General features: G+C 63.6%; 15 protein-coding genes and 1 pseudogene. 10 read left to right on the forward strand and 6 right to left on the reverse strand.

Going from position 1 to position 21166, the window contains the following annotated elements; translation table 11 throughout:
* The first annotated feature begins 6 nt into the window (after positions 1-6).
* Entirely contained in the window at positions 7-1701 is a 1695-nt protein-coding gene (locus AZKH_RS09625) for a thiamine pyrophosphate-binding protein (protein WP_015435572.1), read from the forward strand.
* Between the two features lie 143 nt (positions 1702-1844).
* A pseudogene (locus tag AZKH_RS09630) lies at positions 1845-2318 on the forward strand (penicillin-binding transpeptidase domain-containing protein); the annotation flags it as partial.
* Between the two features lie 140 nt (positions 2319-2458).
* Here the strand turns inward: AZKH_RS09630 and AZKH_RS09635 are convergent.
* The 4 genes from AZKH_RS09635 to AZKH_RS27255 all read right to left on the reverse strand — a co-directional run bounded on the left by AZKH_RS09635 (position 2459) and on the right by AZKH_RS27255 (position 5689).
* Positions 2459-3973: a DUF1254 domain-containing protein gene (locus AZKH_RS09635; protein WP_156822077.1), complete on the reverse strand. Its 1515-nt coding sequence runs from the start codon at positions 3971-3973 to the stop codon at positions 2459-2461.
* Positions 3974-4076: 103 nt separating this feature from the next.
* Positions 4077-4253 carry a hypothetical protein gene (locus AZKH_RS27250; RefSeq protein WP_015435575.1) on the reverse strand — a complete coding sequence of 59 codons (177 nt, stop codon included), beginning with the start codon at positions 4251-4253 and terminating at the stop codon, positions 4077-4079.
* A gap of 81 nt (positions 4254-4334) precedes the next feature.
* Complete coding sequence (locus AZKH_RS09640) at positions 4335-5354, reverse strand: alcohol dehydrogenase catalytic domain-containing protein (RefSeq protein WP_015435576.1); 1020 nt, start codon at positions 5352-5354, stop codon at positions 4335-4337.
* A gap of 158 nt (positions 5355-5512) precedes the next feature.
* Positions 5513-5689 carry a hypothetical protein gene (locus tag AZKH_RS27255; RefSeq protein ID WP_156822078.1) on the reverse strand — a complete coding sequence of 59 codons (177 nt, stop codon included), beginning with the start codon at positions 5687-5689 and terminating at the stop codon, positions 5513-5515.
* 180 nt (positions 5690-5869) lie between these two features.
* Between AZKH_RS27255 and AZKH_RS09645 the strand changes: the two genes are divergently transcribed.
* The gene (locus tag AZKH_RS09645) at positions 5870-7390 is read left to right on the forward strand and encodes an aldehyde dehydrogenase family protein (protein WP_041657149.1); all 1521 of its coding nucleotides are present in this window, start codon (positions 5870-5872) and stop codon (positions 7388-7390) included.
* Between the two features lie 164 nt (positions 7391-7554).
* Here the strand turns inward: AZKH_RS09645 and AZKH_RS09650 are convergent, their stop codons facing one another.
* Positions 7555-8589: an AraC family transcriptional regulator gene (locus tag AZKH_RS09650; RefSeq protein WP_015435579.1), complete on the reverse strand. Its 1035-nt coding sequence runs from the start codon at positions 8587-8589 to the stop codon at positions 7555-7557.
* A 369-nt stretch (positions 8590-8958) separates the two neighbouring features.
* Between AZKH_RS09650 and AZKH_RS09655 the strand changes: the two genes are divergently transcribed.
* Positions 8959-9102: a hypothetical protein gene (locus AZKH_RS09655; RefSeq protein WP_156822079.1), complete on the forward strand. Its 144-nt coding sequence runs from the start codon at positions 8959-8961 to the stop codon at positions 9100-9102.
* A gap of 25 nt (positions 9103-9127) precedes the next feature.
* On the opposite strand, the gene AZKH_RS09660 is transcribed toward AZKH_RS09655, so the two are convergent.
* The gene (locus AZKH_RS09660; protein WP_015435581.1) at positions 9128-9658 is read right to left on the reverse strand and encodes a VOC family protein; all 531 of its coding nucleotides are present in this window, start codon (positions 9656-9658) and stop codon (positions 9128-9130) included.
* Positions 9659-9834: 176 nt separating this feature from the next.
* Between AZKH_RS09660 and AZKH_RS09665 the strand changes: the two genes are divergently transcribed.
* The 6 genes from AZKH_RS09665 (at position 9835) to AZKH_RS09690 (ending at position 21029) form a co-directional block, all read left to right on the forward strand.
* Positions 9835-12516: a LuxR C-terminal-related transcriptional regulator gene (locus AZKH_RS09665; RefSeq protein WP_015435582.1), complete on the forward strand. Its 2682-nt coding sequence runs from the start codon at positions 9835-9837 to the stop codon at positions 12514-12516.
* A 249-nt stretch (positions 12517-12765) separates the two neighbouring features.
* Positions 12766-14577 (forward strand): DUF1302 domain-containing protein, encoded by a 1812-nt coding sequence (locus AZKH_RS09670; protein ID WP_015435583.1) that lies wholly within the window; start codon positions 12766-12768, stop codon positions 14575-14577.
* 20 nt (positions 14578-14597) lie between these two features.
* Complete coding sequence (locus AZKH_RS09675; RefSeq protein ID WP_015435584.1) at positions 14598-15959, forward strand: DUF1329 domain-containing protein; 1362 nt, start codon at positions 14598-14600, stop codon at positions 15957-15959.
* 14 nt (positions 15960-15973) lie between these two features.
* Positions 15974-17032, forward strand: coding sequence for a YCF48-related protein (locus tag AZKH_RS09680; RefSeq protein WP_231874501.1), 1059 nt, complete (start codon positions 15974-15976; stop codon positions 17030-17032).
* 11 nt (positions 17033-17043) lie between these two features.
* The gene (locus tag AZKH_RS09685) at positions 17044-19590 is read left to right on the forward strand and encodes an RND family transporter (RefSeq protein WP_015435586.1); all 2547 of its coding nucleotides are present in this window, start codon (positions 17044-17046) and stop codon (positions 19588-19590) included.
* A gap of 137 nt (positions 19591-19727) precedes the next feature.
* Positions 19728-21029, forward strand: coding sequence for an MFS transporter (locus AZKH_RS09690; protein WP_015435587.1), 1302 nt, complete (start codon positions 19728-19730; stop codon positions 21027-21029).
* Positions 21030-21166 lie beyond the last annotated feature (137 nt).

The following is a 21166-nucleotide window of genomic DNA, read 5'->3' on the forward strand; positions in this document are numbered from 1 at the left end:
GACATCATGAGTGAAATGAGCGGCGGCGAACTGATCGCCCGTTGTCTTGCCAACGAAGGCATCAAGTACCTGATCGGTCTGCCCTGTCCGGACGTTGATCCCCTGCTGGCGAAACTGGAAGAGTTCGGCATTCGCCTGATCCCCGTCCGCCACGAGGCGGCGGCCCTGCATATGGCCGAAGGCCTATACAAGACGACCGGCCAGGTGGCCGCGGTGTTCGGCAACCCCGGACCGGGCTCGGCCAACCTGCTCCCGGGCATCCTGACGGCGATGCACGAAGGCGTGCCGGTGCTGGTGATCACGGCCCAGCATCGTCCCGCGATCGTCAATCCATCGCTGCCGACCACCTTTCAGGGGCAGGACCAGCTCGACATCTTCCGACCGACGGTCAAGTGGGGCGGCTCGGTGTCGATCTGGGAGCGCGTTCCCGAGCTGTTCCGCGCCGCCTTCCGCGAAATGTGGAACGGCCGCCCTGGCCCGGTGCACCTCGATATTCACAACACCGTCGTCTATGGTAAGGGCGACCCCGCCAAGGCGCCGATCTTCCCGTCGGCGATGGCGCGCGCTGGCGCGCCACAGGCTTCGCAGCGCCAGATTGTGGAGGCGGTCGACCTGCTCGCCAGCGCCAAGCGGCCGCTGCTCATCGCTGGCGCTGGCGTCGACCGCGCCGGCGCCGCAGAACAGCTGCGGGAGATTTGCGAGGCGCTCAATTGCCCGGTGATCACGACGATGTCCGGCCGTTCGGCGTTTCCGATCAACCATCCGAACCACCTGCCGATGTACCTGTCGGATCCGGCCAAGGCCGAGGCGGACGTCGTCCTCGTCGCCGGCTCCCGCTTGGGTAACCTCGATCTGCCGTTCGACAAGTACTGGGGCGATCCGCTGGCGAAGAAGCTGATCCATATCGACGTCGACCCGCGCAACATCGCGGTGTCGCGGCCGGTCGCGCTCGGCATCGTCGCCGAAGTCGGCGACGCGCTGACTGGAATCGCCGCCGAGCTCAAGCGGCGCGAACCGAAGCGTGCCGACGGCAGCGACCTCGCGCGTTACCGCGCAGCCGTTGCCGGCGCGCAGCAGGCCTTTGGCAAATTGGTCACCGAATGGCCCGGCCCCGACATTCATCCGGCGCAGGCGATGCTCGCCATCGGCGAGATCTTCGGCGGCGACGCCTGCTACGCCGTCGACGGCGGGATGACCTCGCTCTGGGGCCATTCCTTCCTGCCCGCGACGAAGCCGCGTTCGTACATGACCATCCTCGAGTTCGGTATGCTCGGCGTCGGCATTCCCGCCGCCTTCGGCGCCAAGCTCGGCGACCCGTCGCGCGAGGTGGTCTGCGTCACCGGCGACGGCGCCGCCGGCTTCAACATCATGGAGATGGAGTCGGCCGTGCGCGAGGGGCTGAAGCTCACCACCATCGTCCTCGCCGAAGGCTCGTGGACGCTGGAGGAACCGAACCAGCTGGCGCTCTACGGCAAGACCTTCGGCTGCGACATGGGCACGGTGCGCTGGGACAAGGTTGCCGAAGGCCTCGGCTGCCACGGCGAATACGTCGAGCGCCTGGAGGATCTGCCGGCAGCGCTGGCTCGTGCCAAGGCGTCCCCGGCCCCGGCGCTGGTCTGCATCCGCACCAGCCGCGACGGCAATCGCAACATGCCGGCCGAACTGATGCAGAAGTTCACCGAGGTCTATTACGGCACCTGAGGCCGGGTCGGTCTCTGGCTGAACATCGCTCGCCATCCCTGAGCGCCGGAGGAGCGTTCTTTACCCGCTCCTCCTTCGGAACGGAGCCTGTGTTGCGACAGGCTCCGTTCTCGTTATTGGCTTCTCATCTCGCTCAACCCGCCATGCTCAGACTGTTTGTCATCGCCTGCGTTGGTTGCCGGTCGCTCTTCGTTCAAGCCGAAGATGCAGAGATTGCTGATCTGTTCAGCAAAGCGGGCGTCACCGGAACGCTGCTGATCGAATCGGCCAAGACGGGACAGCGTTTTGTGCACAACGATTCCCGTGCGCAGCAAGCATTTGTCGCTGCTTCTACCTTCAAGGTGTTCAACACCCTGATCGCCCTTGAAGAGGGCGTCATAGAGGGGGCCAACGTGCCAATCCAGTGGGATGGAACTCGTTACGACATGCCTGAATGGAACGACGACCAAACCCTCGGCAGCGCATTCAAGCTCAGTTGCGTGTGGTGCTATCAGGAGTTGGCTCGGCGGGTGGGGGCGGTGAAATACCCTGCCTATCTTCGTCAAGCGAAATATGGGAAGCTGCGCGAATCGTTTGAAGGCACGCAGTTTTGGCTGAACGGCCCGCTGTCGATCACGCGGTAGCGGATGCCCCGTTCGTCGTCGACGCCGGTGACTTGTTCGACGACCCGTCCTAAGCTTCCCCGCGCCGTTCCGGTTCAGCGGCGGCGCGTTCGCGCCGTCCGCTGGAACCGCTCGTTAGCTGGTCCTTCTCAAGCTCATTTCACCGGTTCGATCTCCCCCGGCCGCCACGTCTTGTCGAACCACGGCTGGAGTGGGCCGTAGAGGCGGAGTAAGGTGTTCCAGCCCTTGCCGGGAACAGTCTGAATCCAGTTGTTCTCCTTGCCGGCCGGGGCCTTGGGGCCGAAGTAGATGTCTACCGAACCGTCCGGGTTCACCTGAAAATTCGGGTTCTGGCTGGTAGCGGCCGGCCAGCGCTGGTCGGTCTGGAGCATCGAGCGGGTCTGGTTGTCGTAAAGGATGACCGACCAGAAATCTTTGACCGGGATGTTTGGCGGCAGGTGTAGCTTGTAGTTCTTGCTGCCATCGAGCGGTTGGCCTTTGGAATCGACGAAAGCCGCCATGTATTGTGAGCCCATGCCGATGACCTTGGAGTCCATGGCCGGGGTCACACCGGTAGCATAGAAGAAGAAGGCTGAGTAGGCGTCGAGCACGCGCGCGCCGTTCTCTTCGAACTTATAGCCGCCATGGAAGCCGGAGCGCCAAGCGCTATTCGGGTAGTAGTAGCTCTCCTTGATCCGGAGGCGGGAGTTGATGGCGCGGGCCGTCGCGTCGCCGACCAGTGCGGCCTCCGCGAGAACCTTCTTCATCCGCGCGTCGGGCGCAAACGGCTTGCCTTTCCGGATACCGACCGAGTGCCAGAAGCCGAGGGTGACCGGATCCACCGCGTCGGTCGGCTCCTCCTGCACCACTTGGTTGAGGTACTCCCAGAAGGTGTAATCAGCCGGCGCCAGCGTGCTGAAATCTTTCCCGGAAACGTGGACGAAGTTCATCTTCGGCGGATTGGCTGCGTCCTCGAGGGGATAGATGCGGGTGTGTTTCTCCACTGCATCGACGCCGGGTTTCGGGTCGCCGTTGACGAGGAACGAGCGCCAGGGCGCCCACACCGAGTAGGTGGTGCAGCGAACGACGTGATAGCCGGCCGGCACCTGGCCGTCGTAGCCGGGAGGAAGCAGGAGATACTTGCCGCCCTGGCCCTTGTCCGGTCCGGTGAATCCGACATCCGTGACGAAGTGAAACCACATGTCGTTGATCAGGCCAAGCACCTTGGGCGGCACTTCCATCACCAGTGGTCCTTTGCGGAGATCGAGCCAGAACCAAGTGTAGGGGGTGTTGTTGTTTGGGGTGAGGAACAACGACTTCGAGTCCATCCTGTCCTCGAAGATGGGGATCGTTTGGTTGATGGGCCCCAACTCGGCGATCCCCTTGCGGTTTGCCAACTGGCTGACCGGCGCCAAACCTAGCAAATACGCCTGAACCGCGCGCTGGAAATCAAGGTTATCGTAGAGCTTATCGACGGCGTCGTCGTCGGGGAAGCCGTCGAAGAAGCGGAGCGTGCCGAGGCGGGTGTTTACCTCATCAGGAATGGCGATGCCTGGCGGGATCTCCGTGGTCATCTTCATCTTGGGTGCGGTCTGCGCCTGTGCGGTAGAAGCAGCGACCGCGAAAACCAGCACGCTGGCAAGAAGGTGTTTCATGCTCTTTATTTTCATTGGTACCTCGATTTCGTTTCGAGTGCGTCGCTGTGCGACCTCCTCACAGGCGTTCTGAGCCGCAGCCGTCGGGGTTCGGGAAACCGTCGCGGCAGTGCTGGACCTAGTCGAAAGCGATCCTGCGGCGCATTGCGTTTTCCTCGGTCAGCACACCCCACGCGGGCTGCGGCGGTGCGGCGATACGGACCTTGCCGACAACCTGCCGGTCGTCGGCCGGCCGGCGCGGGTCGTTCGGCCGCAGCGCGAAGCCCCGTTCCCGGTCGGGCTTGCCCGGCCCCATTCACGGCAGTTCGATGGAAAAGCCGAGCGACGCGTCGCACGACTTCTGCGAGCACGTCGCCGCCCCCGAGCACGGCACGCCTCAAGGCGTGACTACGACCTTGCAGTGGTCGTTCGGTTTGCGCAGCACTTCGAATGTCGCCGGCAGTTCGTCGAGGCCGATCGTCGCGGTGACCATCGGCGCGTTCGTGATCCGGCCGTTGCCCAGCATCTGCAGCACAAAGCCGAAATCCGCCGGCTCGTAGCCGAGCGTGAAGGTCATGCGCAGGCGCTTCATCGCCGCCGACAACACGGTGAAGCTCTCGTTTTCCATGCCGGTGCCGACGAGCACGAGGTGCGTGCCGATCGGGGCCATCGCGATCAGACGGGCGATCATCGGTCGGCCGACGCATTCGAAGATGACGGAAGGCTTGCGCCCGGTCTGCCGCTCGTATTCCGCGACCGGGTCGGCGCAGGCGCCCGCGTCGATGACGACGTCGGCGCCAACCTGCCGCGCGCGTTCCATCCGCGCCGGCACCATTTCGCTGACGCCGACGCAACCGGCGCCGAAGAACTTCGCCCACTTGGCGATCGACAGGCCGATGATGCCGGCGCCGACGATCATGACGTCGGCGCCGTCCGGAACCTGCGCCGTCTTCCAGGCGCCGAGGCCGACAGCGAGCGGCTCGACGGTGGCGGCGTCGACGGAGCCGAGGCCGTCAGGAATCTTGAACGCCAGCGCCGCGAGGCAGCTCGCGTATTCGGCGTACGCCCCCGGCAGGCGCGGGTCGAATCCTTGCAGCATCGGATCGCTGCACTGCATGTACTGCGCGCTGCGGCACGCGGCGCAGGCGCCGCACGGCCGGACCGGGATGGCGATCATGCGGTCGCCGGGCAGCCAGCCCTCGACGCCGGGGCCGACCTCGGCGACAACGCCGGAGTATTCGTGGCCGAGGACATTGCCGACCTGCAGCATCCCGGGGACTTCGGCGGCATGGAGGTCGGAGGCGCAGACGCCGCACGCGGCGACCTTGAAGACCAGTTCGCCGGGGCCGGCGACCGGGCGCGGTGCATCGGCGAGCTTGAGGGGCGAGCCGACGTCGGTGAATTGCACGACCTTCATCTTTAGAGTCTCCTTGAAAAGATACATGCGATCTGCCGCCGGCCTGCGTTCTTGCGTGCGCGATAGGAGTCCGGCGATTGTGCATCCAAGCTTGGCAGTGACGGCCGGCGTTGTCCCCCCTCGCCGCTGGTGGGTCGGCCGGGCGGATTGTGGGGGCGTTATGGCAAACCCAGCGTCCACTGCGGCATGAACAGCGTGAATCGCGTGTCGCAGATCAGTGGGGCGCCGGCGCCGGTGGCGATGATGGCGGCAAGGGGCTGTCGAGGGCGGCGGGGTTTCATCGGGGCAGGCGTGCGGATGATTCTCGCCGGCTGCTCCTTCTCGGCCAGACCCATTCCGAACTCCGTCTGTCGCTCAAGATCGTCAGCAGCAATCGTCGGTACCCCCCTCATCGAGAGTGGGCGTTGTAGCAGCAAATGATGCGTACCATCGAATCCGCCAACGTTCAAGAATGGAGCCGTTCGACGCACAGGCGTGTCGCCATGGTCGTCGGCCATTTGCAGTCAGGAGAAAACATGCTTTATGCACCACCCGGCTCCGCCGGTGCCAAGACCGCCTACAAGGCCAGGTACGACAATTTCATCGGTGGCAGGTGGGTTGCGCCGGTGAGGGGCGAATACTTCAGTGTCATCACTCCGATTTCGGGCAAGCCGTACACGATGGCTGCCCGTTCGACTGCCGAGGACGTGGAGCTGGCGCTCGACGTCGCGCATGCCGCCGCCGACAAGTGGGGCCGCAGCTCGGCCGCCGAACGCGCCGGCATCCTGCTGAAGATCGCCGACCGCATCGAGCAGAACTTGGAAGTGCTGGCCTACGCCGAGACCGTCGACAACGGTAAGCCGATCCGCGAATCGCTCTTCGCCGACCTGCCGCTCGCCGTAGACCAGTTCCGCTATTTCGCGGGCTGCCTTCGCGCGCAGGAAGGCTCGGTGTCGGAGATCGACGAGACCACCGTCGCCTATCACTTCCATGAGCCGCTCGGCGTCGTCGGCCAGATCATCCCGTGGAACTTCCCGCTGCTGATGGCCGCCTGGAAGCTGGCCCCGGCGCTCGGCGCCGGCAACTGCGTCGTGCTCAAGCCGGCCGAGTCGACCCCGATCAGCATCCTGGTGCTGGTCGAGCTGATTGCCGACCTGCTGCCGCCGGGCGTGTTGAACGTGGTCAACGGCTTCGGCCGCGAGGCTGGCATGCCGCTGGCGACCTCCAAGCGCATCGCAAAGATCGCCTTCACCGGGTCGACCTCGACCGGCCGCGTGATAGCGCAGGCCGCCGCCAACAACCTGATCCCGACGACGCTGGAACTGGGCGGCAAGTCGCCGAACATCTTCTTCGAGGACGTGATGGCCGCGGACGATGGCTTCCTCGACAAGGCCGTCGAGGGCCTGGTGATGTTCGCGCTGAACCAGGGAGAGGTATGCTCCTGCCCGTCGCGCGCACTCATCCAGGAGTCGATCTACGATGCCTTCATCGAGCGCTGTCTCGACCGCGTCCGCGCGATCAAGCAGGGGAATCCGCTGGACATCACGACTATGGTCGGCGCCCAAGCTTCGCAAGAGCAGATGGCGAAGATCCTGGCCTACATCGACGTCGGTCGCCAGGAGGGGGCCGAAGTGCTGGTCGGTGGCGGCCCGGCGCGGGTCGAGGGCGAGTTTTCGGGCGGCTATTACGTGCAGCCGACCCTGTTCAAGGGGCACAACCGGATGCGGGTGTTCCAGGAGGAAATCTTCGGCCCGGTGCTGGCGGTGACGACCTTCAAGGACGAGGCAGACGCGTTGGCTATTGCCAATGACACGCCCTACGGGCTGGGCGCCGGCGTCTGGAGTCGCAATGGTAACGTCGCCTATCGCATGGGCCGCGCGATCAAGGCCGGTCGCGTGTGGACCAACTGTTACCACGCCTATCCGGCGCACGCCGCCTTCGGCGGTTACAAGGAGTCAGGCTTCGGGCGCGAGAACCATAGGATGATGCTTGATCATTATCAGCAGACGAAGAATTTGCTGGTCAGCTATAACGAGCAGAAGCTAGGGTTCTTCTGATTGCAGTACCGGCGACGGCTTCCCGCTCCGGGGGGCGTTGCCGTGCTCCTCACGCTTGCCGTAAGCACGTATGGGGCGGAAAGCTTGCTTTCGGCCCCATTTCTTCCCCTTCATCGGGTCTTTCCCGGACGGTCAAGTGGCACCTCAAGAAGCTGTTCGGAAGCTCAGGGGTGTGCTTTGTTCTGTTTCAGGCGCCATTGTCGCGGGCTCATGCCGAATTCGCCGTGGAACCATCGCGAGAACCCGCTGAGGTGGGCGAAGCCCAGCATGTCGGCGATTTCTCCCAGGTTCAGTTGCGCTTCTGTGACGCGATGCCGGGCGAGGTCGCGGCGCACGGCGTTCACGAGTTCCGAAAAGGTCTGTCCGGACTGCTGCAGTTTGCGGTGGACAGTGCGACGGTCGATGCCGTAGTAGCTCGCAAGCCGGTCGGCCGAGCAGCAACCGGATGACAGCAGGACCGGTATCAGGCGGCGGACATCGGCGGCGAACTCATGCTCCGATAGCGTATGGGCCGCGAGAGATTCCACCCAGTGTCGGACGTGGCGCTCGAATTCCGGGTTGGATGAGCCTATCGGCCTCTTGAGGTCCTCCTTGAGGCACAGGACCGCATTCGTGGGCTGGTTGAATTCGACGAGGGTGCGAAAGAAGCGGCGATGAGTGTCGCGCTTTTTCGGTGCGTCGTGTGCGAGGTGGATGCGCAGAGGGCTCCATTCGGCGCCGAGGAACGCTCGCAACACCCCAACCGTTGCCCCCATCATGAGTTCCGTTGCCTGGCGGCACGCGCGGGGCTCCCCGCTGGCGAGCGAGATCGTGAGGACGGCGAGAGCGCCGCTTTCGTCGAGCCGTATGTGAACTGCCCGGTTGTGAAGGTAGAAGAAGCTGATAAGCGTCTTAACCGCAGTGCCGACGTCGGGTTCCTCGCGTGCCAGGAGCCCGATCGGGCCGAGGTTGCCGATCCCGTGCATTTGCGCGAGGCGCAAACCAAAGTCTTCCGTGGATGTCTCGATGGCGGCGAGTTCCAGCACCCGGATCAGGTTTGCGCCGGCAATGAGCATGTCGGGTTCAATCAGCGCACGGACGTCGAGGCCAGCCTGGGTCAGCAGTGCGGCCGGGTCGCCGCCGAGTTTGCGTACCAGTTCGGCGAATCCGCCCAGTACGGCGGCGCGAATGGCGGTGCGAGGGGAGGGTTGGCTGGGCATGGCGGCTCAATCGCTCAATGGGCAGGACACCGGAGTAACCGGGGCGCACGACGGCCATCAGGCCTGACCGGCGGCTCCGGCGGCGCTGCGGCCGAAAGCCGGGCCGATCGCTGCACCCCCCGAGCCGAGGGGGGCAGGGAGGCAGTCCTCCCGGTAAGGTATCGCCAACCCGGAAATTCACCGTATGCAGCACGCAGGCTTTCTTGAAAGGGCGCCCGCAATGCGATTGGCAACTCCTCCTCTCCTGCGCCCTTACGCAGGGCGCCCTTTCCTTTTTCGGCTGGCTCGCCGGGGCGACTGGGATGTCCTTCGGACCCGCCGAGCGCAATGGTGCAACACGATTTCCGGTGCAAAAGGGGGGTGGAGAACATGGACAGCAGTGGCGACAAGAATACCCGCGGATGGGCGTGGTGGGTGTGGGAGATCATGCGCGGCGCCGTGCTTGCGCTCGCTTGCGCCGGGATGTTGACTCTCTCGTATCGGACGATATTCGGCGTCTTCAACGCCCTGTGACGGCGCAAAGTCACCTCTGTTCCGACTAGTCTTCGATACACCTGATCGGCCCGCTTCCGTCCCAGCGTTCTGCTTCGGCCTGGATCATCCGATACAGATCGGCGTTGCCTGCGTGGAGCGCGACCAGCTTGAGTCCGGTTCCAGCGTGTCCGTTCGAGCGAAAATAGACCGCCGCCCCCGCCTGATCAAACGTGACGATCGATTGCTCGACCTCCAGTCCGGCCTCTGTGGCGCGGTGCAAGGTATGCTCGAGGCGCCCGGTGAAGAAACCGATATGGTGCAGTCCTTCGTGACCGCTCATCAGAAACTTCCGATAGCTCGTCGGGGTGTCGTCATGTTGCTGCAGCAGTTCGATCTGCGTGTTTCCGGAATAGGCGATTGCGAGACTCATTTCCGGCGTCGCACGACTGTCGCCGTGACTGAAATCCATGTACGGCACGCGCGGTACGTAATAGAACGGACCGATGTGCATGTTCCCGGTCCAGTGCTTCATCGCCGCTTCGATGTCCCTTACGACATATCCGATCTGGCGGACCGGGCCAAACAATTGACTCATTGGGCGGCTCCCGTTCTATGGCGCACTCGGGAGTTTTCCGCGAGTTGCGTGAGTGCTCACATGATCCGCGGTATGGGTTTTCCATTGGCCCCCCCGCGTGTGGGGGGGTGGCCGGCAGCGCTGTCTGCGTGAATCATGTTCGCAACGATCGAAGGCGATGCAAGGAGGAGGACTCCATGAGTCCACAGGTCCAGGATCCGTTACTCACGCTGAAGGCGACGCCGCCGCGCTTGTCAAAGGGCTTGCTGGCGCGCGCCCGCCTGAGCATTGCAGGGCCCGAGTTTGCGGACAAATCGGTCATTCTCATCCAGGCCCCGTCCGGACTCGGCAAGACCTCATTGCTGGCGCAATGGCGTCGGGAAACGCTGGAAACCGGCGGCATTGCCGTATGGCTGACCCTCGACGAGCGCGACGATGGCATGCGCTTCGTCCAGGGCCTCGTGGTGGCGATGGGCGTCGCGTGCGGACGGGCAAATTTCCGTCAGAAGAATCTCTCGACGGCTCTGCCGGACGAAGGAGGGCTTGAAACGCTGACCTGCTGGCTCGCCGAAGTGGCCGGGCTGGGGGTTGAGGTCGTGCTGTTCCTCGATGACGTACACAACTTGCCGCAGGCGACGATCGACTCATCGCTGACGTACCTGTTGCACAACTCGCCGGCCAATCTCAAAGTCGTTCTGAGCTCACGAAAACCGCTCGCCCTGGCAGTAGGGAACATGCTGGCGCACGGCCGTTTTGTGATGCTCGGTCCCGAGGCGATGCGGTTCCGGCTCGAGGAAACCATTGCGGTCATGGGCGCGCGCTTCGGCGCTCGTGCCGAAGCGGACGCATGCGTGCGTTTGCACGAGCTGACCGAGGGTTGGCCACTCGGGCTGCAGCTTGCCCTGGCGACCATCGAGAAGAGCGTGAGCGTGCGCGACGCCATCACCGCATTCTCCGTTCGCACCGGCGACATTCAGCGCTATTTCGTGGAATGCCTGATCGAACGCCTGCCGGCCGAGCTGGCCGATTTTCTCACCCGAATTTCGATCATCGATTCGGTGCATCCCGACTTGTGCGATGCGATTACCGGACGTAATGACAGCAAACAGCTGCTGGAGCGCCTGCAGGATGCGACGCCGATCCTCCATGCCGGGGTCGACAGCGAATGGCTGCGCATCCACCCGCTCGCGCGAGACTTTCTGAAGGATCGCTTTGCTACGCTATCGGAGGAGGAGCGGGCGAGCGCTCACGAGCGCGCGGCGCGTTGGCTTGCCGAGCTTCAGATGTATGAGGCGGCGGCGCGGCAGGCTTTGCTGGCGGGCCGAGAGCAGCTGGCTTACGAATTCGCCGCCCGTTGTCTCTATGACGTGCTGCTGACAGGGGAGGTTGCTCGCGTTTCCGAATGGGTGGAGCGCCTGCCGCGAGCAGAGGTCGAAAAACGTCCCCGACTCAGGCTGGCTGTGGGATGGGTATTGGCAATGAGCGATCGCCACGCCGAGGCCGCCGAGCTGGTCGGTCCGATTCTGGACGATCCGTCGGCCGATCCCGGTGACCGCTGCGAGAGCGCCGAAATATGCGGCACGGCCACATTCTATGCTGATGATATGGAGTGCCTGGAGCGGCTGGTCGCGCCATGGAGCGCTTCTCTCCAGTCGAAACCTGCCGTACTGCGAACCGTCGGCGGCAACCAGCGTGCAATTCTTGCGCTGTATCGAGGCATGCCGGAGCAGGCACGCTATGGCATCCATCTGCTGCCGCAGGCGGATGCATTGGGTGCAGGCGGTTACGCGCGCGGTTGGTCGGAATGGGTGGTCGGCATGAGCTATCTCTGGCAGGGCCAGGTCGTGCTTGCCGAAGAGGCGCTGCGTGAAGCGCTCGCGCGTGCCGAGGAAACATGCGGACGCCGTGGTCCGATCGCTGTCATGCTGGCTTCAGCGCTCGCGGCCGTGCTCTGGGAGCGTGACCAGACCGAGGAGTTGGCGGCGCTGCTGGCGAATCGGCTTGATGTGCTCGAGAGGCGGGCGCCGCCCGACGCCATCATCGCGGGCTATGTCAGTGCTGCGCGCGCCGCGGCGATTGGCGGTATCGAGCGCCGGACCTTTGATCTGCTCGAGCATCTGCACGCATTGGGCGAGGTGCGCAATCTGCCGCGCCTGTGCATCGCGAGCCTGGCTGAACAGATCCGTCTGCACGCCCTGCGCTCGCACGAGGAGGCCTGTCTGGCGCTGGTGTCGCGCATGGAGCGGTATGCCGCGTCCGAGACCTTCGCAGGGGCAGGAATACTGCGGCCACTGATGGACATGCAGATCGGAATTGCCCGCGCCTACGCGGACGTCGTGCGCCGCGACTGGAAGAAGGTTCTGAACGAACTCAACGCCGTCAGTCCGCTTGCGGAAAAGTTGCGGCGGGACCGCGACTGCATTCAGGTTGCCGCGCTGCGGGCGCTGGCGATGAAGCGCTGCGGCGAGGAGGGTGGCCTGCTCCTGCGGGAGGCGTTGAGTCGGGCAGAAAGCTGTGGGCTCGAGCGTGTGCTGGTCGACACCCATCCTGATCTCGTCGATTGGGCTCGCAGGATGCGCCACGACGACGGCGCCGCACCCGAAGCGCGCTCTGCGGAGCCGGTGGCGGCACTTCCACGGTCCCGGCAGCTCGCGTCTGCACGCGTTTCGCCGACCGGACTGCTGACGCCGAAGGAAAGGGAAGTACTGCAACTGCTTGCGGGGAACCTTTCGAACAAGGAAATCGCGCTGGCGCTCGGGGTGGGCGACGAGACCGTCAAGTGGCACCTGAAGAACCTGTTCGGAAAACTCAACGCTGCCAACCGCAAGCATCTTCTCGGTCGGGCACGCATGCTCGGCATCCTGGATTCGGTGGCCTGAGGGCCGCCGCCGACGCCCACGGCGCGGCATTCCGCCTCGCTCCTTTCCGGTCGCACCCATTTCTTTCCGTTGTCGCATCCCCCCCGACATAGGGGGGTGAGGGGAGGCACCGCGCGCCTATTCTGACCTCAACAAGAACATCTCGTCGGGGCGCATCTGCCCGGCGGTGGGCGATAAGAGATTGAGTTGTCGGGCTCGTACCGCATCGACTCGGTTGGAGTCCCCAGTCCATAGATAAGGAGGAAGTACATGGTAAGGAAGAACATTCCTGCCGGTCTGGGGATGCGCGTTTGCGCAACCACCGCCGCCGTCCTGTCCGCGCTCGCGACGATGAGTGTCGCGCACGCGTTCGAGATCGATACGGGCAATCCGGATCTCGGCATCCGCTGGGACAACACGGTTCGCTACAACTATGCGCACCGTGTCGAAAGTCAGAACTCCACGATTCTGGCTTCGCCAAACGCTGACGATGGTGACCGCAACTTCGACAAGGGCACTGTCTCCAGTCGAGTCGATCTCCTGACGGAGTTCGATTTCGTGTATCGCAAGGCTGCCGGGTTCCGTGTCAGTGCGGCGGGGTGGTACGACGACGCATACGGCCAGCTCGACAACGACAATGTGGCCAGTTCGAACCATCTGTCGAATGGCTTGCCCGCCACAGGATTGAGCGACGTCACGAAGCGCTTTCACAAGGGCCCCTCGGGGGAAATCCTGGACGCGTTCGTGTTCGGCAGCGTGGATCTGGGCGACATGTCGCTGAGCGCGAAAGCCGGCAAGCACACGGTGTATTGGGGCGAAGCGCTGCTGTCGCCATTCCACGGTGTGAATTACGGTCAGGCGCCGCTCGACTTGCGCAAGTTGCTGTCGGTTCCCGGCACGGAAGCAAAGGAACTGCTCCTTCCGCGCAATGCCGTTTCGGCACAGCTCGTGGCAACCCCCGAATTGTCCCTCAACCTTCAGTACTTTCTCGACTGGAAACCTTTCCGGATCCCCGAGGCCGGATCGTTTCTCGGCGGCTTCGACATGCTCGTCGACGGGGGCGAGTCCATCATCGCCGCGCCTGGGCGACGCCTGGAGCGGGGAAGCAGCGTAGAGCCGAAGAAGCAGGGTGACTGGGGGGTGTCTTCGCGTTGGAGTCCGCAGTGGCTTGACGGTACCGTCGGTCTCTACTATCGCAGAACGGCCGATATTCAGCCCCAGATTCACATCCAGCCTGCCGTGGCGAGTTTGGGTGCGGCGACCTGTGGTGCATTGGGATTCACGCCGCTTGCCGCGACCACCTGCTACATCAACCCTTCGGCTGCGACGCCGGCGCAGCTGCGCAAGGGAATCATCGGCCAATATCGCCTCGTCTATCCGGGTGATGTCGACGTCTTCGGCGTGAGCCTGGCGAAGAACGTTGGCGGCGTCAGCGTCGGCGCGGAAATCAACTATCGCCAGAACATGCCGCTGGCGAGCGATGTGGTGACCGTCTTCGCGCCCGGGCGCGGATCAGCTGTGCTCGCCGCTGCAACGCCGGGCGCGATCGTTGGGCTTCCGGGCTCGGGGAATACCGGCGGTGCCGTGGGCGATACCTGGCACGGTGTGTTCAACCTGCTCGGGACAATGTCGCGCACGCCGCTGTTCGATTCCGCCAGCTGGGTCACCGAACTTCAGTGGAACCGGTGGGAGCGCGTCACGCAGGGTGAGGCTGTATTCAAGGGTCGATCGAGTTACACCGGCATCGACAAGGTCAGCAAGGACTTCTTTGGCCTGTCGGTCAACTTCACCCCGACGTGGTTTCAGGTCCTGCCCGGCGTGGACCTGTCTGCGCCCATCGCCTATTCGGTCGGTCTTTCCGGCAACTCCGCGGTCAGTTCGGGCGGGAATGAAGGCGCCGGCAGCTACTCGATTGGCTTGGCGGCGGACGTGTATCAAAAGTACCGGATCGACCTGAAGTACGTCGACTTCTTCGGTGACTACAAGAGCAATGCTGCCGGGGCAATTGCGTCGAACAGAGGGCTGAACGCGCTGCTCAGCGACCGCGGCTTCGTCTCCCTGACCTTCAAGACCACCTTCTGACCCCCACGGAGGAATTCAACATGAAACTCTCGAAATCCATCTTGTTCGGCCTTGCCGCTGCCGTTTCTGCCAATTCGGCGCTGGCCACGGTCAGCGCCGATGAAGCGCGACAATTGGGCTCATCGCTGACGCCGGTCGGCGCGGAAAAGGCGGCCAACGGCGCGGGCACGATCCCGGCATACAGTGGCACCGCGATTGCCGCGCCCGCGTCCTTCAAAAAGGATAGCGGCATTCGTCCCGATCCTTTTGGCGACGAAAAGCCGCGACTGGTGATCACGTCGAAGAACATGGCCGAGCATGCCGACAAACTGACCGAAGGCGCCAAGGAATTGCTGAAGCGCTACAATACGTTCCGCATGGATGTGTATCCGACCCATCGTACCGCCGTGTTGCCGAAGCAGTTGCAGGAAAACACGCTGAAGAACGCGGCGAACGCAAAGGCGGTCGAGGGTGGCCTTGCGGTCGAGAATGCGCTGCCGGGCGTCCCGTTCCCGATCCCGAAGACAGGCAACGAGGCGATGTGGAATCACCTGGTCCGCTATCAGGGGACCGGCATGTTCGCGAAGTACGATTCGTGGAACGTCGACTCGGCCGGCGTCGCGAGCCTCGCCACGTCGGGCGAAATCAATTATGAATGGCCGATCTATTCGCCCGCCAAGATCAATACCGTGATGAAGGGTGACGATCCGTACTGGCGCGTCAGGGCGGCCTACCAGGCCCCGGCTCGCCGGGCGGGCGAGTCTCTGATGGTCGTCGATTCGGTCAGCCCGCTGGAGCAGCCGCGCCGGGCCTGGCAATACCTCCCCGGGCAGCGGCGCGTCAAGCTCGCCCCGGACATCGCCTACGACACGCCGAATGCTGCGACTGCGGGCGGCTCGACCTATGACGACGTCAGTATCTTCAATGGGGCACTGGATCGCTTCGATTTCAAACTGCTCGGCAAACGCGAGATGTACGTGCCGTACAGCAGCTATCGCCTCACGTACGAGCCGGACATGGCAAAGATCACGACGCCGAAACACCTGAATCCGGATCTCGTGCGCTGGGAGCTTCATCGCGTGTGGGTCGTCGAGGCGACGCTCAAGCCCGGAAAGCGGCACATCTACGCGAAGCGCACTTTCTACATCGATGAGGACAGCTGGTTCGTGGTGGCTGCCGATCAGTTCGACGCCCGGGGAGAACTTTATCGCGCCTCCTTCGCGTATCTGGGTTTCGGTTACGACGCGAACATCATGAACGGCGACACCCAGGGTTTCTACGACTTCGTGGCCGGCTCATACGCCATCAACGGGTTGTTCGGAAAGGGTTTCCTCAAGTTCGTCGATCCTCTTCCCGCGAACCGTTGGGCGCCGGAGAGTCTGGCTGGCGCGGGCGTGCGTTGAGCCGAAGGGGCGCAATGATGATGAGTATCACTCGGACAGCATCCGTCCTCGCGTGCTGCGTGCTCGCGGGCGTGATGCAGCCGGCCGCGGCTGCCGACTTTGTCGATCCCCTCGATGCGCCGTCGGTTCCCAGCGCATTGGCTGCGGGGAGCCTGATCACCGGCTTGTCTCACGCCGGTGAGCGAGTCGTCGCTGTTGGCCAGCGCGGGCATGTGCTTGTCTCGGGTGACGGCGGCAAGACCTGGGCGCAGGCGCAAGTGCCGGTCAAGTCGGACCTGGTCGCCGTGAGTTTTCCGACCCCCTTGCGCGGATGGGCGGTCGGTCACGACGGGGTGGTGCTCGCGACCTCCGATGGCGGCGCAAACTGGGTTCGACAGTTTGACGGCCGCAGCGCAGCCCGCGCGATGGCCGATCATTACGCGAACGCGTCCGCCGAACTTGCACAGGAGGCCGAGCGATTCGTTGCGGACGGGCCGGACAAGCCCTTCCTCGACGTCTGGTTCGAGAACGAGACGACCGGGTACATCGTCGGTGCCTTCAACCTGATCTTTCGGACCGAGGACGGAGGCAAGACTTGGGTGCCCTGGTTCGACCGTACGGAGAACCCACGGCGGCTGCATCTGCACGCCGTGAGAGGTTTCGGCAAGGACGTGTTCATTGTCGGCGAGCAGGGTCTGGTGCTGAAGCTCGACCGGGACGCCGGCCGCTTCCGTGCGGTGCAGACGCCATACAACGGCAGCTACTTCGGCATCACCGGCAAGGACAAGAGCCTGATCGTGTTCGGCCTGCGGGGTAACACCTACCGCAGCGTCGACGGTGGCGTGCACTGGGCGAAGATCGAGACGAATACGGGCGGCGCAATTACCGCGGCGGATGTCGCGCCGAACGGCGACATCGTGCTCGCCGGTCAGGATGGCACGGTGTTCGTGAGCACTGACGACGGCGCAAGCTTCAGCGCTGTCGAGGTCAGCCCCCGCCTGCCGACGTCTGCCCTGCTCGTTCAGGGCAGGGATGATTTGATTCTGGCAGGTATCCGCGGGCTGCGGGTCGCGCCGGTGAAGACTGCTCGTTGAGGGAAATCGCGATGGCAATGGGAAGTGAGTGTGTAGGCGAGATGCCGGTGGTCAAACGCCTTGAGGACTTCGATCGCCGGTCGGGCAATCTGATCGAGCGTCTCGTCTTCAACAACCGCCTTGCTGTAGTCCTTGTATGCCTCGTCGTGACGGCGGTTCTGGCTTACCTGGGCGCGAGCCGGTTGGTGCTGAATGCCAGCTTCGAGAAGATGATCCCGCAGGCTCATCCGTACATTCAGAACTACCTCGAGAACCGCAAGGCGCTGCGGGGTCTCGGCAATGCGTTGCGCGTTGTCGTGGAGAACGAGAACGGCGATATCTTCGACCCGAAGTATCTGGAGGTGCTGAAGCAGGTCAATGACGAGCTCTTCGTCACGCCCGGCGTCGATCGGGCATGGCTCAAGTCGATCTGGACGCCTTCGGTGCGCTGGGCCGAGGTGACGGAGGAGGGATTCCAGGGCGGCCCCGTGATGCCCGACACCTACGACGGATCTCCTGCGGCCGTGGAACGGCTCAAGCAGAACATCGCACGCTCGGGGATCGTCGGAAGCGTCGTCGCGAACAACTTCAAGTCGAGCATGATCTTCGTCCCGCTGCTGGACAAGGACCCCGCGTCCGGCGAGCGGATCGACTATCAGGCGCTCTCGCGCCTGCTCGAAGCCAAGATCCGCGACAAATACGAACTGCCGGGCAGTACTGGGGGACATCCGCAGGCCACGGAAGGCGCGCGCGTCAAGATCCACATCATCGGGTTCGCCAAGCTCGTCGGCGAGTTGATCGAAGGCCTCGTGCAGGTCATGGTGTACTTTGGCATTGCGGCAGTCATCGCCACTGCCGTGATCTACTCGTACACACGCTGCGTCCGCAGCACCGTGTTGGTCATCGCCTGCTCGCTGATGGCTGTCGTCTGGCAACTGGGTCTCGTTGCGATTTTGGGATTCGAGCTCGATCCTTACTCCATCCTCGTGCCATTCCTCGTGTTCGCGATCGGCGTGTCGCACGGCGCGCAGAAGATGAACGGCATCATGCAGGACATCGGACGGGGCACGCATCGGCTCGTCGCGGCGCGCTACACGTTTCGCCGACTCTTTCTTGCCGGTCTGACCGCTCTGCTTGCCGATGCGGTGGGCTTTGCCGTGCTGATGGTGATCGACATCCCCGTCATCAAGGATCTCGCGCTCACTGCGAGCATGGGCGTCGCCGTACTGATCTTCACGAACCTGTTGCTGCTGCCGGTGTTCTTGTCGTACGTCGGCGTGAGTCCTGCCGCGGCAAGACGCTCGCTGGCGGAGGAGAACGAGGAGCGGGAAGGGAAGGGCCTGGGCGCGTTGTGGACGTCGCTCGACCGATTCACCGAGCGACGCTGGGCAATCGGGGCGATCGCAGTGTCGGCTATGCTGGCGATCGGCGGATTCGTGGTCAGTCTGCAACTGAAGGTGGGCGACCTCGATCCGGGCGCCCCCGAACTGCGACCCGAATCACGTTACAACCGCGACAACGCCTACATCACGGCCAACTATTCGCTCTCGAGCGATCAGTTTGCGGTGATGGTCAAGACGCCCAAGGAAGGCTGTCTCAAATACGAAACGCTGGTCGAGGCCGATCAGCTCGCCTGGAGCATGCGGCAGTTGCCCGGGGTGCAGACCACCGTCTCCCTGGTCGATGCGGTCCGCCAGATCACCGTCGGGTCATTCGAAGGCAATCCGAAATGGCTCACCATTTCGCGAAACCAGGACGTGCTGAACTACGGGGCACAACAGACTTCGGTGAATAACCCGGACCTCTTCAACACGGAATGTTCGTTGATGCCGGTGATCGCCTATCTGGCGGATCACAAGGCAGAAACCCTGGACCGACTGGTTGCCGTGACCGACGAGTTTGCGCGCAGCCACAGCACGCCGGAGCGACAGTTCTTGCTGGCCGCAGGAAGCGCGGGTATCGAGGCCGCTACCAATATCGTCGTGCGTGAGGCCAACCGCAGCATGCTGCTCTACGTCTATGCGGCGGTGATCGTGCTGTGCTTCGTGACCTTCCGCAGCTGGCGTGCCGTGGTGGTTGCCGTTGTACCGCTGGCGGTCACCTCCATCCTGTGCGAGGCGCTCATGGTGACTCTCGGGATGGGCGTGAAAGTCGCAACACTTCCCGTCATCGCACTGGGTGTCGGGATCGGCGTCGATTACGCGCTGTACCTGCTTTCCGTGCAGCTTGCGCAACAGCGCCAGGGGCTGTCGCTCGCCGAGGCGTACAAGCGATCGGTGCAATTTACCGGCAAGGTCGTCGCGCTGGTCGGCGTGACGCTCGCGGCCGGGGTGATCACCTGGGCCTGGTCTCCGATCAAGTTTCAGGCGGACATGGGGATTCTGCTGACCTTCATGTTTGTCTGGAACATGCTCGGTGCGCTGATTCTGATCCCGGCCCTGTCCCATTTCCTGCTGAATACGCGCGTGTCCGTCATGAAAGGGCAACGCACTCCCGAGTCGGTGCACCGGGATCAGGAGAAAGCCGCAGCACGCGAAGCATGCGGCTCGACGAAGGGTCTTGTGAAATCCCCGACCTGAGACTATGCCGGAATTGTAGAAACCGCGTGCCGGCCGAAGGATGGCCGAAGCACTCCCGCTCACAGACGAGCGGGCGCCGGTGGTCTTTCCACTGAAGGACCGCCGGCGAACAAGACGATGAGAGGAGACAACACAAAATGCATTTCACCGTCGGCAAGCCCGAACCGGGCACCCCTGACGATCGCACCAGACCTGGCCTCTATGCATGGATCGTATTTGCGCTGACCTGTGCATTGATGCTGTCGGACTACCTGTCACGGCAGATGGTCAATGCGATCTTCCCTTTCCTGAAGTCCGATTGGGCTTTGTCCGATACGGAACTTGCCTCGCTCGTGAGCGTCGTGTCCCTGTCAGTCGGCATCCTGACGCTGCCGCTATCCTTGCTGGTTGACCGTTGGGGCCGGGTGAAGAGTGCCACGGCCATGGCGATTGTGTGGGCGCTGGCGACCATCGCGTGTGGTCTGAGCGGAAACTATTCGCAACTCCTCGCGGCGCGCGCCGTGGTCGGTTTTGGCGAAGCCGCCTACGGGAGCGCCGGCGGGGCCATCCTGATGGCCGCCTTTCCGCCTCGCTTGCGCTCGACCGTCATGGGTGCATTCATTTCTGCCGGGGTGTTCGGCTCCGTCGCGGGCGTGGTGCTCGGCGGCGTGCTTGCGACCCATCTGGGCTGGCGCATGACCTTCCTCGTGATCGGTGCCGCAGGACTGATCCTCGCCGTAACCTACCCGCTCGTGGTTCGCGAATCGAAGATCTCGAAGACGAAGGCGAACAGGGTGAGATTACCGTTGCGGCAAGTCTTTCAGGGCGTCTTCGCTTCTTCATGCACACGCTTCACCTTGCTGGCCAGCGGGCTGCAGATGTTCACGCAGGGTGCCTTGATCGCCTGGCTCCCGAGTTTCCTCAATCGTCACAACGGCCTGGCTCCGAGTCAGGCGGCGATGCTTACAGGGATCATCATCCTTATCGGCGGGGCCGGGATGGTGATCTGCGGCAATGTCGTCGATCGCTGCAGTCTGTCGAACAAACGGAACAAGCTGCGCATCCCTGCGGCCTACGCGCTGGGCTCGTGCCTCCTGTTGATTCTCGGTTTCTCGCTTCCGCCGGGACCGCTCCAGCTGGCCGTGATCGCAGCGGGGGCGTTCTTCGCGGGGGGGCAAGCCGGTCCGAGTGTTGCGGTGATTACAGACCTGACGCCGCCTGCGATTCATGCCACGGCAATCGCCACATGCACCCTCGCGAACGCCCTGCTCGGCCTCGCGCCGGGCCCGTTCGTCACGGGGCTGCTTGCCGACGCCTTCGGGCTTCAATCCGCCCTGCAGTTGGCCCCTCTCGTCAGCGTGGCGGTGGCCGCGGCTTTCCTGGCCGCAGCCAGGCATTTCGACGCCGACTATCGGCGCGTCCACCCGGTATCGTCCGCCCCCGCTTGCGTCGGGGCGTGAGGTAAGCAGGCTCAGCTTCGGACGACGGAGGGAGCGGAGGGAGACCCTCCGTCGGATGGGGCGCCCGGATGAACCTCCAGTCAGCCTGGAAACGTCCTTCCCCGGATAGGGCCGGAACATCGCTCACGTCACAGCGT

Source organism: Azoarcus sp. KH32C, from assembly GCF_000349945.1.
Classification (GTDB): Bacteria; Pseudomonadota; Gammaproteobacteria; order Burkholderiales; family Rhodocyclaceae; genus Aromatoleum.

Excerpts from the sequence above, each read along its gene's own strand:
- AZKH_RS09675 (WP_015435584.1), top strand. The coding sequence starts at position 14,598 with ATGAAACTCTCGAAATCCATCTTGTTCGGCCTTGCCGCTGCCGTTTCT.
- AZKH_RS09665 (WP_015435582.1), top strand. The coding sequence starts at position 9,835 with ATGAGTCCACAGGTCCAGGATCCGTTACTCACGCTGAAGGCGACGCCG.
- AZKH_RS09625 (WP_015435572.1), top strand. The coding sequence starts at position 7 with ATGAGTGAAATGAGCGGCGGCGAACTGATCGCCCGTTGTCTTGCCAAC.
- AZKH_RS09680 (WP_231874501.1), top strand. The coding sequence starts at position 15,974 with ATGATGATGAGTATCACTCGGACAGCATCCGTCCTCGCGTGCTGCGTG.
- AZKH_RS27250 (WP_015435575.1), bottom strand. The coding sequence starts at position 4,253 with ATGGGGCCGGGCAAGCCCGACCGGGAACGGGGCTTCGCGCTGCGGCCG.
- AZKH_RS09655 (WP_156822079.1), top strand. The coding sequence starts at position 8,959 with ATGGACAGCAGTGGCGACAAGAATACCCGCGGATGGGCGTGGTGGGTG.
- AZKH_RS09640 (WP_015435576.1), bottom strand. The coding sequence starts at position 5,354 with ATGAAGGTCGTGCAATTCACCGACGTCGGCTCGCCCCTCAAGCTCGCC.
- AZKH_RS09685 (WP_015435586.1), top strand. The coding sequence starts at position 17,044 with ATGGCAATGGGAAGTGAGTGTGTAGGCGAGATGCCGGTGGTCAAACGC.
- AZKH_RS09690 (WP_015435587.1), top strand. The coding sequence starts at position 19,728 with ATGCATTTCACCGTCGGCAAGCCCGAACCGGGCACCCCTGACGATCGC.
- AZKH_RS09635 (WP_156822077.1), bottom strand. The coding sequence starts at position 3,973 with ATGAAAATAAAGAGCATGAAACACCTTCTTGCCAGCGTGCTGGTTTTC.
- AZKH_RS09645 (WP_041657149.1), top strand. The coding sequence starts at position 5,870 with ATGCTTTATGCACCACCCGGCTCCGCCGGTGCCAAGACCGCCTACAAG.
- AZKH_RS27255 (WP_156822078.1), bottom strand. The coding sequence starts at position 5,689 with ATGGGTCTGGCCGAGAAGGAGCAGCCGGCGAGAATCATCCGCACGCCT.
- AZKH_RS09670 (WP_015435583.1), top strand. The coding sequence starts at position 12,766 with ATGGTAAGGAAGAACATTCCTGCCGGTCTGGGGATGCGCGTTTGCGCA.
- AZKH_RS09650 (WP_015435579.1), bottom strand. The coding sequence starts at position 8,589 with ATGCCCAGCCAACCCTCCCCTCGCACCGCCATTCGCGCCGCCGTACTG.
- AZKH_RS09660 (WP_015435581.1), bottom strand. The coding sequence starts at position 9,658 with ATGAGTCAATTGTTTGGCCCGGTCCGCCAGATCGGATATGTCGTAAGG.